The 20,782-nt window shown below is 44.1% G+C and carries 20 protein-coding genes; 9 read left to right on the plus strand and 11 right to left on the minus strand.

Annotation, left to right across the window (positions count from 1 at the left end):
* Positions 1-38 precede the first annotated feature (38 nt).
* The gene (locus tag ACFQ21_RS16075; RefSeq protein ID WP_377580298.1) at positions 39-626 is read left to right on the plus strand and encodes an alpha-ketoglutarate-dependent dioxygenase AlkB family protein; all 588 of its coding nucleotides are present in this window, start codon (positions 39-41) and stop codon (positions 624-626) included.
* A gap of 260 nt (positions 627-886) precedes the next feature.
* On the opposite strand, the gene ACFQ21_RS16080 is transcribed toward ACFQ21_RS16075, so the two are convergent.
* The 9 genes from ACFQ21_RS16080 to ACFQ21_RS16120 form a co-directional block, all read right to left on the minus strand.
* On the minus strand, positions 887-1,597 hold the full coding sequence (locus tag ACFQ21_RS16080; RefSeq protein WP_377580299.1) for a lycopene cyclase domain-containing protein: 711 nt from the start codon (positions 1,595-1,597) through the stop codon (positions 887-889).
* Between the two features lie 168 nt (positions 1,598-1,765).
* A complete protein-coding gene (locus tag ACFQ21_RS16085; RefSeq protein WP_377580300.1) occupies positions 1,766-2,260 on the minus strand; it encodes a beta-carotene hydroxylase in 495 nt (164 codons plus the stop codon).
* Between the two features lies 1 nt (position 2,261).
* Positions 2,262-2,747: an SRPBCC family protein gene (locus ACFQ21_RS16090; protein ID WP_377580301.1), complete on the minus strand. Its 486-nt coding sequence runs from the start codon at positions 2,745-2,747 to the stop codon at positions 2,262-2,264.
* A 78-nt stretch (positions 2,748-2,825) separates the two neighbouring features.
* Positions 2,826-4,157: a cryptochrome/photolyase family protein gene (locus tag ACFQ21_RS16095; protein WP_377580302.1), complete on the minus strand. Its 1,332-nt coding sequence runs from the start codon at positions 4,155-4,157 to the stop codon at positions 2,826-2,828.
* Positions 4,158-4,243: 86 nt separating this feature from the next.
* Positions 4,244-4,759, minus strand: coding sequence for an isopentenyl-diphosphate Delta-isomerase (gene idi / locus ACFQ21_RS16100; protein ID WP_377580303.1), 516 nt, complete (start codon positions 4,757-4,759; stop codon positions 4,244-4,246).
* A complete protein-coding gene (locus tag ACFQ21_RS16105; protein WP_377580304.1) occupies positions 4,759-5,595 on the minus strand; it encodes a phytoene/squalene synthase family protein in 837 nt (278 codons plus the stop codon). Before ACFQ21_RS16105 ends, idi begins: the two co-directional genes overlap by 1 nt.
* 5 nt (positions 5,596-5,600) lie before the next feature.
* Positions 5,601-7,082 (minus strand): phytoene desaturase family protein, encoded by a 1,482-nt coding sequence (locus ACFQ21_RS16110; protein WP_377580305.1) that lies wholly within the window; start codon positions 7,080-7,082, stop codon positions 5,601-5,603.
* Positions 7,083-7,110: 28 nt separating this feature from the next.
* Complete coding sequence (locus tag ACFQ21_RS16115; protein WP_377580306.1) at positions 7,111-7,611, minus strand: RNA polymerase sigma factor; 501 nt, start codon at positions 7,609-7,611, stop codon at positions 7,111-7,113.
* 167 nt (positions 7,612-7,778) lie between these two features.
* Positions 7,779-8,648, minus strand: a complete 870-nt coding sequence (locus tag ACFQ21_RS16120) for a MerR family transcriptional regulator (protein WP_377580307.1) — start codon at positions 8,646-8,648, stop codon at positions 7,779-7,781.
* Between the two features lie 78 nt (positions 8,649-8,726).
* On the opposite strand from ACFQ21_RS16120, the gene ACFQ21_RS16125 reads away from it, so the two are divergent.
* A complete protein-coding gene (locus ACFQ21_RS16125) occupies positions 8,727-11,180 on the plus strand; it encodes a ligase-associated DNA damage response DEXH box helicase (RefSeq protein ID WP_377580308.1) in 2,454 nt (817 codons plus the stop codon).
* 119 nt (positions 11,181-11,299) lie between these two features.
* Here ACFQ21_RS16125 and ACFQ21_RS16130 read toward each other — a convergent pair whose 3' ends face one another.
* Complete coding sequence (locus ACFQ21_RS16130; protein WP_377580309.1) at positions 11,300-11,539, minus strand: hypothetical protein; 240 nt, start codon at positions 11,537-11,539, stop codon at positions 11,300-11,302.
* A gap of 18 nt (positions 11,540-11,557) precedes the next feature.
* Here ACFQ21_RS16130 and ACFQ21_RS16135 point away from each other — a divergent pair, with 18 nt between their 5' ends.
* Positions 11,558-12,118 carry a GNAT family N-acetyltransferase gene (locus ACFQ21_RS16135; RefSeq protein ID WP_377580310.1) on the plus strand — a complete coding sequence of 187 codons (561 nt, stop codon included), beginning with the start codon at positions 11,558-11,560 and terminating at the stop codon, positions 12,116-12,118.
* Here ACFQ21_RS16135 and ACFQ21_RS16140 read toward each other — a convergent pair.
* Complete coding sequence (locus ACFQ21_RS16140) at positions 12,096-13,331, minus strand: Pycsar system effector family protein (protein WP_377580311.1); 1,236 nt, start codon at positions 13,329-13,331, stop codon at positions 12,096-12,098. The two genes, ACFQ21_RS16135 and ACFQ21_RS16140, sit on opposite strands and share 23 nt — an antisense overlap.
* A gap of 123 nt (positions 13,332-13,454) precedes the next feature.
* Here ACFQ21_RS16140 and ACFQ21_RS16145 point away from each other — a divergent pair, with 123 nt between their 5' ends.
* The 6 genes from ACFQ21_RS16145 (at position 13,455) to ACFQ21_RS16170 (ending at position 20,728) form a co-directional block, all read left to right on the plus strand.
* Positions 13,455-17,165 carry a BamA/TamA family outer membrane protein gene (locus tag ACFQ21_RS16145; protein ID WP_377580312.1) on the plus strand — a complete coding sequence of 1,237 codons (3,711 nt, stop codon included), beginning with the start codon at positions 13,455-13,457 and terminating at the stop codon, positions 17,163-17,165.
* 268 nt (positions 17,166-17,433) lie between these two features.
* A complete protein-coding gene (locus ACFQ21_RS16150) occupies positions 17,434-17,685 on the plus strand; it encodes a hypothetical protein (RefSeq protein WP_377580313.1) in 252 nt (83 codons plus the stop codon).
* 142 nt (positions 17,686-17,827) lie between these two features.
* Positions 17,828-18,007: a 30S ribosomal protein THX gene (locus tag ACFQ21_RS16155; protein ID WP_377580314.1), complete on the plus strand. Its 180-nt coding sequence runs from the start codon at positions 17,828-17,830 to the stop codon at positions 18,005-18,007.
* A gap of 184 nt (positions 18,008-18,191) precedes the next feature.
* Positions 18,192-19,592 carry an anthranilate synthase component I family protein gene (locus ACFQ21_RS16160; protein ID WP_377580315.1) on the plus strand — a complete coding sequence of 467 codons (1,401 nt, stop codon included), beginning with the start codon at positions 18,192-18,194 and terminating at the stop codon, positions 19,590-19,592.
* Positions 19,593-19,715: 123 nt separating this feature from the next.
* The gene (locus ACFQ21_RS16165) at positions 19,716-20,111 is read left to right on the plus strand and encodes a four helix bundle protein (RefSeq protein WP_377580316.1); all 396 of its coding nucleotides are present in this window, start codon (positions 19,716-19,718) and stop codon (positions 20,109-20,111) included.
* Positions 20,112-20,161: 50 nt separating this feature from the next.
* Positions 20,162-20,728 carry an anthranilate synthase component II gene (locus tag ACFQ21_RS16170; protein ID WP_377580317.1) on the plus strand — a complete coding sequence of 189 codons (567 nt, stop codon included), beginning with the start codon at positions 20,162-20,164 and terminating at the stop codon, positions 20,726-20,728.
* Positions 20,729-20,782: the final 54 nt, after the last annotated feature.

The following is a 20,782-nucleotide window of genomic DNA, read 5'->3' on the forward strand; positions in this document are numbered from 1 at the left end:
AGCCAACACGCATCTTTACATTCGCTATATAATAGTGTATGGAATCATTGTATAATATTTTGCCAAAGGATGGTGATGTGAATTTCTTTCCGCATTTGTTCACGGAAGAGGAGAGCGATGTGTATCTCAACGATCTGCAACATGAAATAGAGTGGAAGCAGGAGCCGATCACCATCTACGGACGCACCGTGATGCAGCCACGCCTGACTGCCTGGCACGGTGATTCCGGTAAAATATACGCTTACTCAGGCATCACCATGCAACCGCGCGCGTGGACACCTGCGCTGCTAAAAATAAAACAACGTATTGAAACTGTAAGCCCGGTTGTCTTCAACAGCGCCTTGCTAAATCTTTACCGCGATCAACATGACAGTATGGGCTGGCATCGCGACAATGAAAAGGAGCTCGGTATAAATCCTGTTATAGGCTCCGTAAGCTTTGGAGCCACGCGCACATTTCAGTTTCGTTACTATACCGACAAAAGTCTCAAGCGATCACTCGAACTCGCACATGGAAGTTTTCTGTTAATGCAAGGTAAAACTCAACACCACTGGGAGCACAGTCTGCCAAAACGATCAGCAGCGAAAGGGGTGCGGGTTAATATTACGTTTAGGGTTATTAAGTGAGTTGCTCGCTACTGGCTGCTCGGGTGAAGATGGAAGTAAGGAGTAAGAGTCCGGAAGTTGGGAAACAGGTGGAGGTTGAGTGCTATATGTTTGATGTAAGGAGGGAAACTGATCTATAGATATAGCTCAGGACTTTTGTTTGTATACTTATTGGGGAAAATATACCAGGTACTCATTCTAACTTTTTACTCATGGCTATTTACTTCTTTAATAACGGAGTCATCTGGTTAAGCGAAATCAAACCAGCAGCTCGCAGCTAATTAAGCTCGCATTAGCGCCTTATATCGTTCGCGGTCCTGCAGGTACTCGAAGATGATTACGTTCGAGAGGATCATGAGCATGCCGTAGAAGGTATCTTCAAAAGGTATAGTGCCGATGCGTATACCGAGGTTCTCATCGTTGTTATACCATACTACTTCGCTTTCTATAAAAGAACCGGTGAGTATACCGTTGATAAGGAAGAAAGGTATGAGTGTAAAGCCGTATGCAAAATAGAAACGTCCCATATAGCGGGGGCGTAGTTTCAGCATCTGGTATGCAAGCAGTAACCCCAGCAGTACAAAGGTTATGCCGGTATATACTTTTTCGAAATAGAACATGCCCATTACCAGCAGTACAATAATCAGCGCGCTGGAGATTAACTCCTGGTGCGGAAAAAGATAATCTTTCTCGATCAGGTAGCTCAGTGCGAAATAGGAGAACACACAGGCATACGGTATACAAATAAAGAACAGGATCTCTTCAATCGGCAACACACCAATATATATACCGGAAACGTATCGCGGATTAAATCCCCAAACACCTATATGTGTAAAGATCTCATCCCACACCACGAAGAACACTGCAGTGATGAGTATAGCCGGAAAAAGATATTTCCATTTTTTGTAAAACGGAGCTTTGGAATAAAAACTGAACAACAACGGAAACAGGAGAGCAAAAATATCGAGTGTCAGGTATAAATACTTTTCCATGAATACAGAATGGCGATCGGTTGATTAATCGGGCCAGCAACAGTGAATGGGTATCCTTGCAGGTAGTCCATTCCCGTTAGCTTAAAGATAATTTTTTAAATTTTCTCAAAAGGGGTGATGCTCAGATTTTATGCAGATCATCACGCATAATGTGCGTTTGCTGCACGCTTATTGGGTTTCCTGACGGTCTTTGCGAAAAGAAAATTTCTTCGGCTCGTATTTTTTTGGGGCGTATAAGAAGCCGAACGCCTCACATCCTTTTCGGGTATGCTTGCTGTGATGAACGTAGTGTGCGTTGATCATACGCTGCAGATACTTGCTCTTTTTCTCCGGACGCCAACGGATACGCTGGTGCACAATGATATCATGAAACACCAGGTAGAACATGCCATAGAGAAAAATACCAAAGGCTACTGCCAGCATATAGGGACTATAGCGTACCAACGAAAAGTAATAGAACAAAAAGATAGAAGGAATACTGAACACGAGGGCGAACAGATCGTTGCGTTCGAGTGCCTCGTCATGTACGGTATGATGCGAGCGATGCCACGTCCACAGGAAGCCGTGCATGATATATTTATGCGTGAACCAGGCAACAAACTCCCAGAACAGAAAAGTGCCGATGGTAATGAGCGAACAAAGCAGCAACGTGATCCAATCCATATCAAGCAGTCTTACGAATGGTTTCTCCGGCAGGAAAGTGCTTTTGAAGCACAGCATGCCGATAATCAAAAATAGTATTTAAGGTTCGCTCAACAAATACTGCATTTGCCAATCGTCCGATAAATCCGAGTGGTACAGCGTAATGTACATCGTCTTCAACCTCAACACCATTTTTTACTTCTTTGAAATGATGTTGATGGTGCCACCATGCATAAGGACCGAAGCGTTGTTCATCAACAAAATAATGAGGCTCCTGCACGTGCGTTATCTCGGTTGTCCAACGCACGCGTACCAACGGGAATATTTTTATTTTATAGTTGATCACCTGCCCTGCGTAGGTCTTGTCGCTTCCCGATACCGAAAGTATTTCGAAGTGCATATCAGGTGGTGTGATCTTCGCGAGGTTACGAGGCGATGAGAAGAATTCCCACGCCTGTTGCAGTGAGATCGGCAATACCTGTGTACGTTTTAATCGATATACTTTCATGTCGGTAATATTTTAAAGCACTTCTGCATGCATGCGCATTGTATAATAACACCAAAGCGTGTGATTTTGTTAGACGTACTATACATTTACATCGAGCGCTGCCTTATAAGTTTTGAGTACGCGTTCGCGCGCAGTTTTATGTTCAACAATCGGAGCAGGGTAATCATCTGTATCCACTTCGGGCACCCACATGCGTATATACTTCCAGTCGTGATCAAACTTCTCCGTTTGTAGTTCCGGATTGAATACGCGAAAGTAAGGTGCTGCATCACACCCGGAACCGGCAGCCCATTGCCAGCCACCGTTGTTGGAGGCAAGTTCATAATCAAGAAGTTTTTTGGCAAAGTATGCTTCTCCCCAGCGCCAGTCAATGAGCAGGTGTTTGGTAAGAAAGCTAGCAACGATCATGCGCACCCGGTTGTGCATAAAACCCGTTGCATTCAGTTCGCGCATGCCTGCGTCAACAATCGGGTAGCCTGTTTTGCCCTCGCACCATTTCTCAAATTGTTCAACATCATTTTGCCAGGCTATATGATCGTAGGCCAGACGAAATGAATTGGACACAACATGTGGAAAATGGTAAAGGATCATGGAGTAGAATTCGCGCCAGATCAGTTCATTGAGCCATACTTCATTTTTCTTTTTCGCTACCTGCACCAGTTTGCGTATACTTACTGTACCAAAACGAAGATGTATACTGAGTCGCGTGGTTCCTGCTATAGCAGGATAATCCCGTTGCTTGTGATATTTTTCAATCACAGATGTTTTGATCATACGCTCCGGAAATACAGTCTTCACATCTTTAAATCCTATATCTTGTAATGTGGGAATGGAAAGCGGTTTGGTTCTTTTAAAATGGTTAAAGTACTTCTGAGTCGGATAACTCTTCATGTAAAAGGCATTCAACGTTGCTTTCCATTTCTTACTGTAAGGTGTAAATACCGTGTAGGGCTCGCCATTGTCTTTCACCACTTCCTCTTTTTCAAAGATCACCTGGTCTTTAAACGTTTTAAAGACAACGCCTTTTTCTTCGAGTATAGCGCGCACGGTCTCATCGCGTGTTAGGGCATAGGGTTCGTAATCGTGATTGGTATATACTGCTTTCGGACGAATGCTTTTATAAAAATGCACCGGGTCATCATATACAACGAGTAACGAAGAGCCCAGGTCAGTAAGCTGGTTCTGCAAATGCAGTAACGACTCGCGTATAAAAACAACGCGTTTGTCTTCTTTGTCTTCGAGGTCGTTGAGAATTACAGTATCGAAAATAAAAACCGGGAGTACGTTCTTGCTTTCTTTCAGCGCATGGTATAAAGCAGCATTGTCTTCGAGGCGCAGATCTCTCCTGAACCACATCACGGTGGTGTTCTGGTCAATAACATCTTGTACTATCGCTGATTTAGACTTCATGTCTACTCTTTTTTAAACAGTAAATACCATTCCAATTGCTTAACAGTCGGGTGGTAGTATTGTTTAATGAGAAAACAGAATTGTTATCAGTTAGGAAGCAGTGTGAGTTCCGGGTGGCGGATGATCAGCTTGAACCAGTATGTATAGTGGTCAGGATTATCAGCAATATCTTTTTTGAGCGCTGCTATATCCACAAATTTCCACGCTTCTACTTCTTCAGTATTAATCACCGGGTCGCCATCAAATATAGCGGTATATACATAGTCGAGCTCGTACTCGGTCAACCCGTGATCGAGCGTAGCTTTATAGATAAACTTGTAAGCGAACTCCGTTTGCAGATCAATTCCCATTTCCTGTTTTAGCTTTCTGCGTGTAGCATCTTCCATGCTTTCTTCGGGCAGCGGATGGCTGCAGCAGGTATTGGTCCACAAACCACCGCTGTGATATTTGGAGGTTGCACGTTTCTGCAGCAGTATTTCTCCTTTGGAATTGAAAAGCAAAATAGAGAAAGCCCTGTGAAGTACTCCTTTTCTGTGAGCTTCCAGTTTTTCCATGGTGCCCACAATATTGTCCCGCTCATCTACCAGAATAACTTTTTCCATCAGAGCATGTTAAGTTGATGTTTCACGTATGAATAGGCGAGGAGTCTTGCTTTATGTCGGTTACGGATCCGGATACGATTCTGCAATACATTTTCAGAAGGTGTATTCCGTATCTTTTTAAAGAGCGCAAGATAATAAACATACGCCACATAAACTCCGAAACGAGCCGAACGCGGAAGTTGTTTTATACCGATATAGCCCTGGTAAAAATCCTGTGCAATACTTTCTTCAATTTTTCTTTTACAGTCGTCATTGAATTGATGGAGGTCTAACCCCGGAAAGTAGGAGCGGCCCATTCCGATAAAGTCTGCACGCATATCGCGGAGGAAATTTATTTTTTGAAACGCTGAACCCAGTCGCATGGCGTAAGGCTTCAGCTTGTTGTATAGTTCTCCGTTGCCGTTACAGAATACGCGCAGACACATTAATCCTACCACTTCGGCAGAACCAAGTATATATTCCTGGAAAGTATCTTCATTGTAATCCTTGCGATGCAAGTCCATTTCCATGCTGTGCAGGAATTGTTCTATGAGCTCGTCTTCAATCTGAAAACGGTTCACAGTGTCCTGGAAACTATTAAGAATCGGATTGAGACTTATCTTCTCGCGAATGGCGCGGTAGGTATCTTCCTTAAAGCGTGCGAGTAGTGTGGCTTTATCGTGATCGTGAAAGGTATCAACAATCTCATCGGCAAAGCGCACAAAGCCATAGATTGCGTACACCGGGTCGCGAAGCTCTTTGGCCAGACAAAATATACCCAACGAGAACGAAGTACTATATATATTGGTCGTTATACGACTACACCGGATGGAAACTTTGTCGAAGAGTTCCTTCATACATTTCAATTTTGCTGTTCCTGAATTTTGCTGATGAGTTCACGTGCCACTACTTCACCCGAGATTATGGAGGGCGGTACCCCGGGGCCCGGTACCGTGAGCTGTCCTGTATAAAACAGATTACTTACTTTTTTGTTAACGATAGATGGTTTAAGATTTGCCGTTTGTAGTAAGGTGTTGGCGAGTCCATATGCATTGCCTTTAAAAGCATTATAGTCTTCTATAAAATTGTTGTGCGCATAACTTCGCTTGTATACAATGTGGTTGCGGATAGTCTGTCCGGTTAAATGTTCAAGCCTGGTGATTATGTTGTCAAAATATTTTTCGCGAATCGCTTCAGAGTCTTGCAGGCCAGGCGCAACCGGCAGCAGTATAAATATATTTTCATGTCCTGCAGGAGCTACGGTAGCATCGGTTTGCGAAGGACATGAAATATAGAACTGCGGTGCCGAAGGCCATTGAGGCCGATCATATATTTCGCGTGCGTGTTGTTTGAAATCCTGATCGAAGAACAGTGTATGGTGCAGCAACCCGTTCAGCTTTTTATTGATGCCCAGGTAAAATATCAGGCTCGAAGGCGCCATTACTCTTTTCTGCCAATATACTTCACTATACCTGCGATGAGTAGCCGGCAATAAATGCTGTTCAACATGATGATAGTCTGCGCTGGCAACAATATAGTCGAACGGACGAAACGTTCCGTTTATCCTCAATCCCTTTGCCTTTACAGCATTCATTTCAAGTCGCTCAACGTTGCTGTTGAATTCGAACGTAACGTTCAGCGATCGCGCCAGCGCCACCATGCCTTCTATTATTTTATACATACCGCCCTGTGGGTACCACGTGCCCAGCGCCATGTCGGCATAGTTCATCAGGCTATAGAGTGCAGGTGTTTTCTCTGGGGTAGCCCCCAGAAACAATACGGGAAATTCGAGAAGCTGAATCAGTTTTTCATTTTTGAAAAACTTTCGGATATAGCTTGCTATAGATTGAAATACATGCAGTCGTAAAGCACCCTTCAGCAGATCGATGTCCATAAACTCGCGGAGTGACAATCCGGGTTTATGCACGAGGTCGTTTATGCCGATATCGTATTTATACTTTCCTTCTTCCAGAAACTGCAGCAGTTTTTTACCGCTTCCGGGTTCGATCGTTTCAAATAATTTACAGAGCGCATCTATACCGGCTGGTATATCGAGTACATCATCTTTACTATATACGATGCGATACGAAGGATCGAGTCGTTGAAGCGTATAGTAGTCAGACGCCTTCTTACCGAAATGATTGAAGAAGTTTTCAAAAACATCGGGCATCCAATACCAGCTTGGCCCCATGTCGAAGGTAAAGCCGTTTGCCTTGAACTGACGCGCTCTGCCTCCGGGCGAATCGTTCTTTTCAAACAATGTTACAGCGTGTCCTTCCCGGGCAAGATAACACGCTGCCGATAGTCCCGAGAATCCTGAACCTATAATTGCAATACAACTCATGAGCGACCAAATCTCTACAGGAAGTTACTTAATATCCTTGTAATCTTTTCTGAATTTCCTTACGGGCGTGAAAGATTCTGTTCTTTACGGTACCGATCGGGATGTTCAGATGTTCTGCTATCTCATGATATTTATACCCGGAAGTATACATTTTGAAGGGCGTGAGGAATTCATCTTTTACATGATTCATGTTACGCCATATCTCTTTAAACTCCAGGCTTTCCTGCGGCCGGTTGAAGGTATGCTCTTCTTCAACCTGCAGGAAGTATAGGTCTTTTGTAGTGTCATTCGAAGTGCGGGCGCGTTGCGTTCTGCGATAATTATTAATGAATGTGTTTCGCATAATCGTAAAAAGCCAGCCTTTCAGGTTTGTGTCTTTCCTGAATTTATCACGATACATCAGCGCTTTCAACATCGTATCCTGTACGAGGTCATGCGATTCTTCCCGGTCATTCGTAAACCTCCTGGTAAACGACTGCAGTGTGCTCCTTAATCCGGCAATTTCAAGCGTGAATTCAGAGGTAGTCATATATGTTTAATTATATGTTTGAAATGTTAAACAAAACTAAACCTTAAAACTGATAAAGTCCATTATTGTTTAATTAATTAATTAAAATATTAAACAAAATATTGTGCCTGAAATAGCTCTAAACGCCCTTTCGAGGGCTTGGGGTGAGTTTTTTTATAAAAAAAGGATTAATCCTGCAACAGCGTTTTCAGCTCCAAAGCGGTTGAAAAGAACCGAATGTTTTTTATGGAAGTATTTTGTAAATGCAGGATTTGCATTCCGGAGGCATAGATCGCTACAGCAGGAAAATCGAGCGCCAGCTTTTCGAAATACTGCTCCATGTTTTTCATCGGAGAGATCAGGGAAGTTATCAGTATTTCCGGATGATGTGTTTGTATAACGCTTACCAGGTCTTCGTGGGGTACATTTTGCCCCAGGTAGTATGTTCTATAGCCGAGCATTCGCGCGAGGTAATGATTGAAGAGCAATCCTAACTCATGCATTTCGCCTTCCGGAAGAAACAGGACAACCTTTCTCGCAGCTTTGGAAGGAATCTGCAACCCATCGATAGCCACTATAATTTTCTGCCGGATAAGATTAGACATGAAGTGCTCATGTGCCGGTGTAATGTGTTTGGCCTGCCACAGTATACCGATCTTTTCCAGAAAGGGATATATAATTTCAGTAACAGTTCGTTCAAACCCGTAGCGCAGTATAATCGTGCTCAGTACTTTTTCAAAAGCTTCTTCCTCCATATCGATCATCGCGAGGATGAGCTGATCGATATATACACTGGTGTCACTCTTAACTTCACTGATCTCTAAAACCTTCCGGTTCATTTCTGCCATGCTCATGTCGGCAATGTGCGAGATCTTGATGCCATTATTATTGAGAAGCGATACGTTGATGATCTTTTTCAGATCGTCATCCGAATAGAAGCGAATGTTGGTGGTAGTGCGTGAAGGCTGGATGATCTTATGGCGCTTTTCCCAGATGCGAATGGTGTGCGCTTTAATACCTGATAGCTTTTCAAGCTCTTTGATTGAATACTTGCCCATCTCAATCTTTACAAACCTAAAACCAACGGAAATGAAAAATGTTTTTTGCCACGCGCATAAATTTTAATTTTATTTCCAATGGCCATAGATCGTGTAAAAGTAGGAAAAGATTGGTTTGAAGCGAGAGGATGGAAACCTTTTCCGTTTCAGGTAGAAGCCTGGGAGGCCTATCTCGATGGCTATAGCGGATTGGTGAACGCGCCCACCGGCAGTGGTAAAACCTATTCGCTCCTGATGCCCGTTATGCTGGAGTTTATCCGAAACAATCCTGACTATAAAAAGCAAAAGAACAATGGGCTGCAGGCCATCTGGATCACCCCGATACGTGCACTGTCCAAAGAAATAGAGCTGTCGGCGAACCGGTTGATCGAAGGACTTGAACTGCCCTGGAAGGTTGGCGTGCGCTCGGGCGATACATCGGTAAAGGAACGTGCCCGGCAAAAAGAAAAACCACCGGAGCTACTCATTACAACACCAGAGAGTCTGCATTTGCTGTTGGCCCAAAAAGGCTATCACGATTTTTTCAAAGAGCTGAAAGTGCTGGTAGCCGATGAGTGGCACGAACTGATGGGCTCCAAACGCGGTGTGCAGGTAGAACTGGCGTTGTCGCGACTCAAGCGCATAGCACCTGCGTTGCGGGTGTGGGGTATATCGGCAACCATTGGCAACATGGATGAAGCACTGCAGGCATTGCTGGGTAATTATTACTACGAGAAGAAATATAGTGTGATACGCACCGACATCGAGAAGAAGATCGAGATTGTTTCGATACTGCCCGATTCGGTTGACAAGATGCCATGGGCCGGGCACCTCGGTATACATCTGCTGCAAAAAGTTGTCGATATAGTAAAGGACAGTAGTACCACGCTCATCTTTACCAACACCCGGTCTTTCGCGGAGATATGGTACCAGAAGATGCTGGACAAAGCGCCCGAGCTTTCCGGACTTATGGCGATGCACCATGGCTCCATTAGTCAGGAGTTACGCAACTGGGTGGAAGATCAACTGCATGAAGGTAAACTGAAAGCTGTAGTGTGTACCTCCAGTCTTGATCTCGGTGTGGACTTTCGCCCGGTGGAAACCGTGATACAGATTGGCGGACCAAAAGGAGTTGCTCGCTTTTTACAACGAGCCGGTCGAAGCGGCCACCAGCCTGGTGCCGTAAGCCGTATATACTTTGTACCGACACATTCGCTGGAGCTGATGGAGGCGGCCGGTATACGCGAAGCAGTTCGAAAAAAAATTGTGGAAGATCGCTTCCCCTATATCCGTTCGTTCGATGTACTCATGCAATACCTCATTACACTTGCTATATCGGAAGGATTTGAGCCCAACGAGATCTTCGAGGAGGTAAAGGGTACTTTCAGTTTTTCATCCATGAGTGAAGATGAATGGTTGTGGATATTAAATTTCATTACCACCGGTGGCGATTCGTTGCAGGCCTATGATGAGTATAGAAAGGTAATTGTAATCAATGGTATATACAGGGTAGAGAACCGCGCTATAGCGATGAGGCACCGTCTTTCAGTCGGCACCATCGTGGGCGATGCTTCCATGTTTGTACGGTTTGTTTCCGGTAAATATTTGGGAACGATCGAAGAGTATTTTATTTCGCGCCTGTCGCCCGGCGATGTATTCTGGTTTGCCGGCAGAAATCTTGAACTCGTACGCATCAAGGAAATGGAGGCGCAGGTACGCAAGACCAACCGAAAATCGGGAGCTGTGCCTTCGTGGCAGGGTGGACGCATGCCGTTGTCTTCGCAGATGAGTGAACTGATCCGCAATAAACTCGATGAAGTTGTACAGGGTATAGAGACGGATGTGGAGATGAAATTTCTGAAACCTGTATTTGACCTGCAACGCGACCGCTCGCATTTACCCGGCAAAAACGAATTTCTCATCGAGTATTTTCAAAGTGATGAAGGGTACCACGTACTCATGTATCCGTTTGAAGGACGTTTCGTGCACGAAGGCATGGGCGCGCTGGTGGCACATCGTATCGCACAAATACAACCCATTACTTTTTCCATCGCGATGAATGATTATGGTTTCGAGTTATTGTCTGATCAGCCTATACCAATCGAAGAAGCCGTAGAGACCAACGTATTGGGAAGCGATGATCTGATGAAAGATATACAAGCGAGTATAAATTCTACCGAGATGGCGCGCAGAAAATTCAGAGATATAGCCGCTATATCCGGTCTCGTATTCAAAGGCTATCCCGGCAAACCCGTTAAAGACCGACATCTGCAGTCAACATCACAACTATTCTTCAACGTGTTTAATGATTACGATGCCCACAACTTATTACTGCGCCAGGCATTCGATGAAGTAATGGACTTCCAGTTAGAAGAAGCACGCCTGCGAAAAGCACTCGATCGTATAGCTCACCAGAAAATTATCATCACACATCCCGAGAAACCAACACCATTCGCCTTCCCCATCATGGTAGACCGCATGCGCGAAAAACTAACCTCCGAAAAAATAGAAGACCGAATCCGGAAGATGGTGATGCAGTATGATGAGCACTGAGAATTAGAAAATTGAAAAATTGTAAAATTGAAAGATTTAAGAAATTGGAAAATTATAACATTACAAAATTGAAAAATTACAAAGCGTGGAGTCTACTTAATTTTTCAATCTTCCAATCCTTACACAAGTCCATTGAGATATAGATTGAACTCAAGCGGGCTTGCTTCTTCGAATTCGTCTGCTTTCAAATCTTCAAATATACCTTCATCAAATTCAAGTTCGCGTAGCTCGGCATGGCCTTCCGCATCTACGGTTATTTCAGATCCTGTGTAAAGTATCGGGTTAACTTTTACGAGGATCTTGACACCTTCTATTTCTTTTTTGAAATACTGGTGAACGATGTTGCTGCCTTTCGCCATTCTACTTTTATTTGATCAATGATTCGACTTGATTTACCAGAGCAGTTCACAACAGAACGATTGCTCCTTCAGCGGCTAAGGTACGAAGATGCCGAGGAAATTTTTTATACCTATGCCAGCAAACCGGAAGCAACCCGCTATATGTCGTGGCCAACGCATCAGCATATTGAAGACACACGTACATTTTTACAATATGCGGTATGGGCGTGGCAGGAGGGAACCGACTACAGTTATAGCATTCGCCTCAAAACCAACGGGCGGTTAATCGGCAGCATTGGCATCATGAACGAGCACGGTAAAATACAGTTCGGGTATATATTAAGTCCCGTGTGGTGGAACAATGGTCTTGCCACCGAAGCCTGTACGTACATCATGCGCATGCTTCGGCAGCAGAAAGGTATATTTCGCATCAGCACCTTTGTAGATGCCGAGAATATAGCTTCCGCAAGGGTGCTCGAAAAATGTGGATTGATAAAAGAAGCGAGCCTTGCCAACTGGATGCGGTTTCCCAATCAGCAAAATGAACCGAAAGATTGTGCCGTATATGTACTTCCGCTTAAGGAGTCAGCAGATCTTTAAGTGAATACGGTTGATAGTATAACATCGTCAGGATCAGGAAGGTCACGATCGAAGCCACAAACCCGAACATAAATATAGTATACGACAGGCGGATGAATTTATACTTCTTGGCCAGTACTTTCCCGAGAAAGTATATATCCTTTATCATACTGCCATAGAGATAATCGTAATCCTTCATCATCTCGCGCATACCCCACTCGTAGTCTTTCAATGCCATGTTGTGAAAGTTACCGAAGAAAAGCAGGTTTGTTTTTTTATTCAGAATGTCCTCACGGGTAAATTTACCTTCGGCAATGTTTGGTCGTGTAGCCAGAATAGCCATGACGATGGCTGTGAGACATGTAAACACCAGGATAAGCGTAGGCACTACCAGGTGTGGAAAATCTTCAAGTTTACGGAAGAGCACGCTGACAACGATGGATAGTATAATAGTGTTGATCGAGATCATGATGTTCGCCTTCGTATCCGCCATACCGCTCAGGTTGATGTGGTTCTCCAGCGTAGTGCGAAACATTGTTTCTATACCGCGATCCGGACGTGAATTCTTATCCAGTTTTTTACGAAGCTTTTCTATTTCCTTCTCCATCTCTTGCAGCCCTTCGTTCTTTGAAGCTTCAGGCTTTAACTCGTTCTTTAGTCTTTTGATATTTTGTTTCTTCAGCGGTTGTAAAACATTTTTGCCGTAGGCCGTAAAGAACTCGTGGTTCTTCATAAACTTCAGATTAGCCTGAAGCCACTCGTCATCGGAAGCAAAGTGTACATTCTTAGTGATGGCGATTTCTTCGCGCAGTCGCTTGGCGCGTTCGCGAACATCCGTCTTGGCAAGGTGGTGAAGATCGGCATCGCAGAGTACTTCGCCCATAATGTCCTGCGGAGCTTGCGGCATTACCGTTGCCAGGATCGTGCGCTGTACATCTTCAGCTTTCTTCTCCGAAGCATTCCAATCGCGCAGCAATTTAACAGCAATGGTGGCCGACTCTTTTTCATGATCTTTAGGACCGTTCAGATAACCGATGTCGTGCAGCCACGCAGCGATCAGTACAGTCTCCATCTGGTCGTTTGTAAGATTGGAAGCAGCACCAATTTCCTGAGCCGCCTGTGCTACCTCTTGCGTGTGGCTGAAGTTGTGATATACACAGGTTTTTGGCAGTTTATTACAAAGGATTTCTTCGGCATAGGCTTTAGCTTTCCGAACCAGTTCCGTTTCAATCATACCATTAGTCGAACATAAACCTAAAACTAACAAAATTTATATTTAGTTTGATGGAGAATAGAATAGTGAAGTATTACCTGGCAGAATTATGCAGTTCTGCTCTTCTTTAATTTAGTTTGTGTCATGATTAGACTTCGACTCGCTAATTTTCTATTATTCCTTCTTATCAGCTCTCCGCTCTACCCTCAGCAACAGAGCTTTAACCTCTATATGATCGGGGATGCCGGAGAACCAACCTTACCAACGAACGGCCTGCGCGAATTATTACAAAAGAAGTACGATCCGGCTGTACCTTCGGTGGTAATTTTTCTGGGAGACAATATTTACCCCAAGGGACTCCCGGCACCCGATGAACGCGGACGCCAGCAGGCAGAAACGATCCTGAAGGCTCAGCTCAACCTGCTGCAGGGATTTAACACGGATGTATACTTTATACCCGGCAACCACGATTGGAAAAAAGGCCATGCTGACGGCTGGCAACAGATAACCCACGAGGAAGCGTGGATCGATTCGCTTCATAACGAACATATACACTTTCAACCCGAGGGCGGGTGCCCTGGTCCGGTGGAAGTTCCGCTGAGTAAAGATGCTGTGCTGGTAATTATAGACTCACAATGGTTTTTGCATCCGTGGGATAAACCGGAAGGTGACGACAGTCCCTGTGAAGTAAAGCGTCCGGAAGATGCCGTGATACAACTGGAAGATATATTCAACCGGAATATAGGGAAGCGGGTTATCGTAGCGGCTCACCATCCGCTCTATACATATGGTGAACACGGAGGTGTATTTACCTGGAAAGACCACTTGTTTCCGCTATTGGACCTCAACCGAGACCTATATATACCGATGCCGGGCATCGGCTCGATATACCCGCTATACCGAAAATTTATAGGTGATATACAAGACACGCCACATCCCATCTACAAACGCTATATCCAGGTGATGTCGCAGTTGCTGAAGAAGTATCCGAATACCATATATGTAAATGGTCATGAACATGCCTTGCAGTATGTCTGGAAGGACAGTGTACACTATATTACCAGCGGATCGGGCTCTAAATATACTTTTGTAAAGCAGAAGGGATATGCCCGCTTTGCCTCGCCTGCTATGGGGTTTGTGAAGATTAATGTTTCCGGCGGAGGCGCTTCTTCGATTGATTACTTTGAGATTGGTAAAGAGCAGCCAGTCTATAATGTTCAGGTAAAAGCCGAAGTAAATCCGACAGCACCGGGAGAACAGGCGTTACCGGATTTTTCAAAAACAGTGCGCGTGCATGCCAGCGACCGTTACCAGGCTGGTAAATTTCATAAAAAGATATTGGGAAAAAATTACCGCGATGAATGGCGACAGGATATCGATGTGCCGGTATTTAACATTGGTGCCATTGGCGGAGGATTGAAGATATTGCAGAAGGGTGGAGGTATGCAGACGCTGTCGCTGCGCCTCGCAGATTCGTTGGAACAAGAGTATACATTACGCTCGATCGAGAAATTCCCGGAGAAAGCTGTGCCGGAGATGTTACAGAAAACATTTGCTGCAGATCTTGTACAGGACCAGATATCGGCTGCACACCCGTATGGAGCTTTAACGGTAACGCCACTCGCAGAGGCTGCGGGTATATATCATACCAACCCGGAAGTAGTATATATACCAGATGATCCGCGCTTTGGAATCTACCGGAAGGAGTTTGCCAATACACTGATGCTGTTCGAGGAACGTCCCGCAGGCGATGCCAGCAATAAGCCGTACTTCGGAAATTCAAAGAAGATTATCAGCACCGATAAAGTATTGGAGAAGCTCATGGAAGACAACGATAATTATGTTGATCAGGAGTTTGTACTGCGTTCGCGTGTTTTTGATATTGTTATAGGAGACTGGGATCGTCACGATGATCAGTGGCGCTGGGCATCATTCAAGGAAAAGAAAACAGAATACTATCGTCCTATACCGCGTGATCGCGACCAGGCATTGTTTGTGAGCGATGGTATACTGGCCAAAGTATGGAGCCGTAAGTGGGCATTGCCAAAGTTTGAAGGCTTTCACGATGAAGTACGGTGGGCACCCGGCTTCATGTTCAACGCACGTTACTTCGACAGAAGTTTTCTCAATCAACCATCGGCTGCACAATGGCAGGAGCAGGCGAAGGGCGTACAACAATCATTGACAGACGAAACAATTGAGGCTGCTGTAAAGCGATTGCCTGCGGAGATATATAAACTGCATGGCGAAGAGATTGCCCGTAAATTGAAATCGCGCAGAGATCATTTGCCGGAGTATGCACAGGAGCACTATAAATTCCTGGCGCGCGAAGTGGATGTAACGGGCTCCGACAAGCGTGAGTACTTTGATGTGCAGCAGGAACCCAATGGCGATGCAAGGGTAAGTATATATAAGATCAGCAAGTCAGGCGAACACACCTCCAAAATATATGAACGTAAATTCCTGGCGAACGAAACCGATGAGGTACGCCTCTATGGTTTCGGTGGCGATGATATATTTAGTTTTTCCGGCGAGGGTAAAGGAAAGATCAAGGTGCGTGTAATCGGTGGCGATGGTGGTGACTCTGTACGAAACAATGCCACGATAAAAGGCTGGCGACAACCATATAAAATATACGATGTGCCCGCAGGTATAGCCATCAACAGCAAGCGACACCTCGCTGATAAGACTTCCAACGATGCGGATGTAAACCTGTACGATCGCAGGGCATTTCGATATCCTGTACTAGCACCGCTTGTTTACGGTACTTTTAACTATGACGATGGCATATTCCTGGGTGGAGGTTTTCTGTATACCAAGCATGGCTTCCGTAAGTTTCCGTTTAAGACACAGCATTTGTTTTTGTTCAGTTATGCTCCGCTCACCAGTTCCTATAACTTCAAGTACGATGGTCGCTTCTCGCAGGTATTTGGCAAATGGGGCGTAGCGTTAGACTTCGATGTAAAAGCGCCTAACTTCGTAAACAACTTCTTCGGCTGGGGTAATGAGACAGTATTTAATGACGAGTTGGATGATGAACCTCAATACGAAGATCAGCTCCGGAGCTCTATTGATTACTATCGTATACGCCTCCAGCAGATAGACCTGCAAGCTATGCTTACACGTCCCTTCGGTAGTTCCGGTCTTTTTAAAATCGGTCCGGTATACCAGCGCGTAGAGATCGAAAGGCCTACCAAATCACCACGGTATATTGCCGAGTATGCGGCCACCCTGGATGAACCACTGTTTGAAGTATCCAAAACATTTGCAGGACTTCGTACCGAGTGGCTCATCGATAAACGCGACAACCGTATACTCACAACACGCGGAGTGGTATTGAATCAGTCATCAACAGTATATAAAGGTCTGGAGTCGCGCGCGCATGATTTCACTTCGCATAACGCGTCCGTTGCGTTCTATCAGTCGTTCAGACTTCCGGCCCGTGTTACCTTTGCGCTTCGTGCCGGTGGCGGTATCAATACCGGTAAATATGAAATATACCAGGCACAGATACTCGATGGTAAAACAGAACTTCGCGGCTTCCGTAAAACACGTTTTTATGGCGATCGCGATTTCTATAGCAACAATGAAGTGCGTTTAAAAATCGCCAGCTTCCGCTCCTATATATTCCCGGCATCGGTGGGTATAAATGGTTTCTTCGATGTAGGGCGTGTATGGTATAAAGATGCCAGCGGTAAAGATCCCAGCACAGCCGATGGTACATCCAGCGTATGGCATAAAGGATACGGGGGAGGAATATGGGTTACACCATTTAATTTAACCGTGCTCGCTGCTGAACTGGCGCACAGCAAAGACGGCAACATGTTTTACATACGACTCGGCTTCCTGTTCTAGGATAAGGTATATATAGCTTTGTCATAAAAATAAAATACCCGGAGCACATGCTTCGGGTTTTTTAGTATAAAAATCATCCGATGCATTGATCAATTCTACGGACGTGTTTAACCATTGCATGTTTTTTATTTTGCGAGTATCCGAAATGGTATTTAGTTTATTCGCTATTCTATTGTTGGGAGAACTATAGTTAACAATTGCCCTTTCTGAGTGGATTGGGCAGTTGGCATAATGGTTGGTTATATACTACACAAACAAATAAAAAAGTATGGCTGGTGTAGTGTGGCTCCTGGATAATTATAGTGAAGATGTGATTACCGGACTGGAAGTTAAGGGTTATGTTGTTCGAAGATTTTCTGCTCAGAATCAACTCCCAATGCAATATGATGAGCGCCCCGATATGATTTTCTTCTCCAAATTAACGGCTGAAACAGCAGGTTTCTTTACCAAAATCTACCAGTTTTATCCGGGAGTGTTGGCCATGAGTGTTCCTTCGTTGTTGCCGGCAGAAGAGAAATAACATCCTGAACTGGGATTTGGTGGCGTTTCTTTGTCTCATTGTTAGACTGACAATGGCGTTGGAATAATTGTAAATTTTTTGTCTGGTATTTGTAATCAATAAAGACTTTACTATTATTGCCGCATCAATTTCAACTAAATTCATGGGAAGAGGAGATAAAAAATCCAAAAAAGGTAAGCGCACAAAAGGCTCTTATGGCGTTACAAGAAGTAAAAATGCTATCAAAGCTCGTTTGAAGAGAGCAACTTCTAAAAAAGAAACATCAGAAGCTGGCGCAGCTCCTGCTAAAAAAAGAACACCTGCTAAAAAGAAAGCAGAGTAATAGAACATGATACAATTCAATAACATAGCTTGGTGGTGGCATATATCGAAACTCGATATGTGAACAGCCTTTTTATGTTAAAGCGATAATGCCGAAGGCCTGCTGTTCACCAGCAGGCCTTCTTTTTTTATTTAAACGTAACTGATCGTACCTGAACAAGCCGATCGAAAAATATAAACCGAACATGAAGTATACATTAACGACCTACACCAAGAAGCTTCTGGCCGATACACTCACACCTGTTAATATATATCTGAAACTCCGCGATGTGTTTGCAGGCAGCATTCTCCTCGAAAGTTCAGATTATCATGGTCATGAAAACAGTTTGTCTTTTATATGCTGCGATCCAATCGCATCGTTCCAGGTTGTAGATAACGAAGCCTCCATTCAATATCCGGATGGCGCAGCCGAGCAGATCAAAATCTCAGGTGTAGGACACGTTACTTCATTGCTCGAAGACTTCAGAAATAAATTTGATGTTCAACAACAGGCAGGTTCCAAGTATCCTAACTGCGGACTCTTCGGATATATGTCATACGATGCCGTTCGGTTCTTTGAAACGGTAACGATCGACCAGAAGAAAAAGATGATACCGGATGTGATCTATAAACTATACCGGTATGTAATTGTTGTCGATCACTTCTCCAACGAACTGAGTTTGTTCGAACATTCGCATCAATCCATTACACCGAGCTCGCTCGACAGAATTGAACAGATCATTTTCAGCAATCGCTTCTCCACCTATAAGTTTTCATTGATAAATGGTGAAGAATCTAATTTTTCCGATGAAGAGTTCCTTAAGGTAATCGAGAAAGGTAAGGAGCATTGTTACCGTGGCGATGTGTTCCAGATCGTTCTCTCCAGAAGATTTCAGTGCGGCTTTAAAGGAGACGAGTTTAATGTATACCGCGCGTTGCGTTCCATCAATCCATCGCCTTACCTGTTTTATTTTGATTATGGTAATTTCAAGCTGATCGGCTCGTCACCGGAAGCACAGCTGCAGGTGAAAGGAGGCAAAGCACATATATACCCTATAGCCGGTACATTCCGCAGATCCGGTAACGACCAGGAAGATGCAGCCATTGCCGAACGCCTTGCTGCCGATGAAAAAGAAAATGCTGAGCACGTAATGCTTGTAGATTTGGCACGCAACGATATGAGCAGAAATGCTTCGAGCGTACACGTAGAAGTGTTCAAGGAAATTCAATACTACTCACACGTTATACACCTCGTGTCAAAAGTTACCGGTACGCTGGCAAACGACTCTTCTATAATCGGAATGGCAGCCGATACATTTCCGGCCGGTACATTATCCGGTGCACCCAAGCACATGGCCATGACACTGATCAATAAATACGAAAATACAAACCGGACGTTTTACGGAGGTGCCATCGGATTTATAGGCTTTGACGGATCGTTCAATCACGCCATTATGATTCGTACATTCCTAAGTCATGAAAATAAACTGATATACCAGGCAGGAGCCGGAGTAGTATCCAAATCACAAGCCGAAAGTGAGTTGCAGGAGGTGAATAATAAACTCACTGCGCTGAGGAAAGCAGTGTTGATGGCGGAGAAGATATGATGGGATTGTCGAAGATTGGAAAATTTTAAGATTGGAAGATTTGTTAAGATTAAAAGATTTTAAGATTGAAAGATTAAAAAAAAGGCCTCTTGAAATTTTTAATAAATCAAAAATTAAAAAGTTATGGCGAGGATTGAGCGGTTTGAGGACTTGGAAATTTGGAAAGAGGCCGTTGCAATAGGGTTGGATATATATGGTATAACATCAAGAGGAAAATTGGAAAGAGATTATTCATCGAAAGATCAACTTCGAAGAGCTGCTATATCGGTGTCGAACAATATAGCGGAAGGCTTTGAGTATAATAATAACAATGTATTTATGCGCTTCCTAGGATATGCAAAAGGATCAGCCGGAGAATTACGAAGCAACCTCTTCGTACTAAAAGAAGCCGGTATAGTACCACAAGATGACTACGAACGTCTACACAACAAACTAATCACCGCGTCAAAAAGTATAAAAGGATTCATCAACTATCTGGACGACTACGAATCCAAAAAGAAAAACAACAAACAAAAATAATTTTACAATTTTCTAATCTTAAAATCTTCCAATCTTATAATTCAAAAGAGATGAAATTACTTGTTCTCGATAATTACGATTCATTTACATACAATCTGGTACATATAATACGAGAGTTAGGATACGCTGTGGATATTTTTAGAAACGATAAGATCAGCGTGGCAGACGTAAAGAAATATGATAAGATATTACTATCTCCCGGACCGGGTATACCGGATGAAGCCGGTATTATGAAGCAGGTAATTCGCGAGTATGGCGCCTCCAAAAGTATACTAGGGGTTTGTCTCGGTCATCAGGGGATAGGAGAGGTATACGGTGCCAAACTATATAATATACCCAAGGTTCTGCACGGAGTAACGTCCGTAGTAGAAGTGAAAGATTCTTCTGATTATCTTTTTAAAGGTGTAACCGAAAAATTCCAGGCGACACATTACCACTCGTGGGCTGTATTGCCGGAGAGCTTTACACCAGACCTGAAAATTACGGCCGTGAATGATGAAGGTTTGGTGATGGCATTACAACATGCGAAGTATGATGTGCGAGGCGTGCAGTTCCACCCTGAGTCTGTTATGACACCGGAAGGTCCGAAGATGATCGCGAACTGGCTGAAGCATTAATATTCCGATGTCGAACACCCAACCAAGTCCAAGTCCTGATTGCTAAATTCTAAT

The organism is Ohtaekwangia kribbensis (assembly GCF_042676245.1).
Taxonomy (GTDB): Bacteria; Bacteroidota; Bacteroidia; order Cytophagales; family Cyclobacteriaceae; genus Ohtaekwangia; species Ohtaekwangia kribbensis.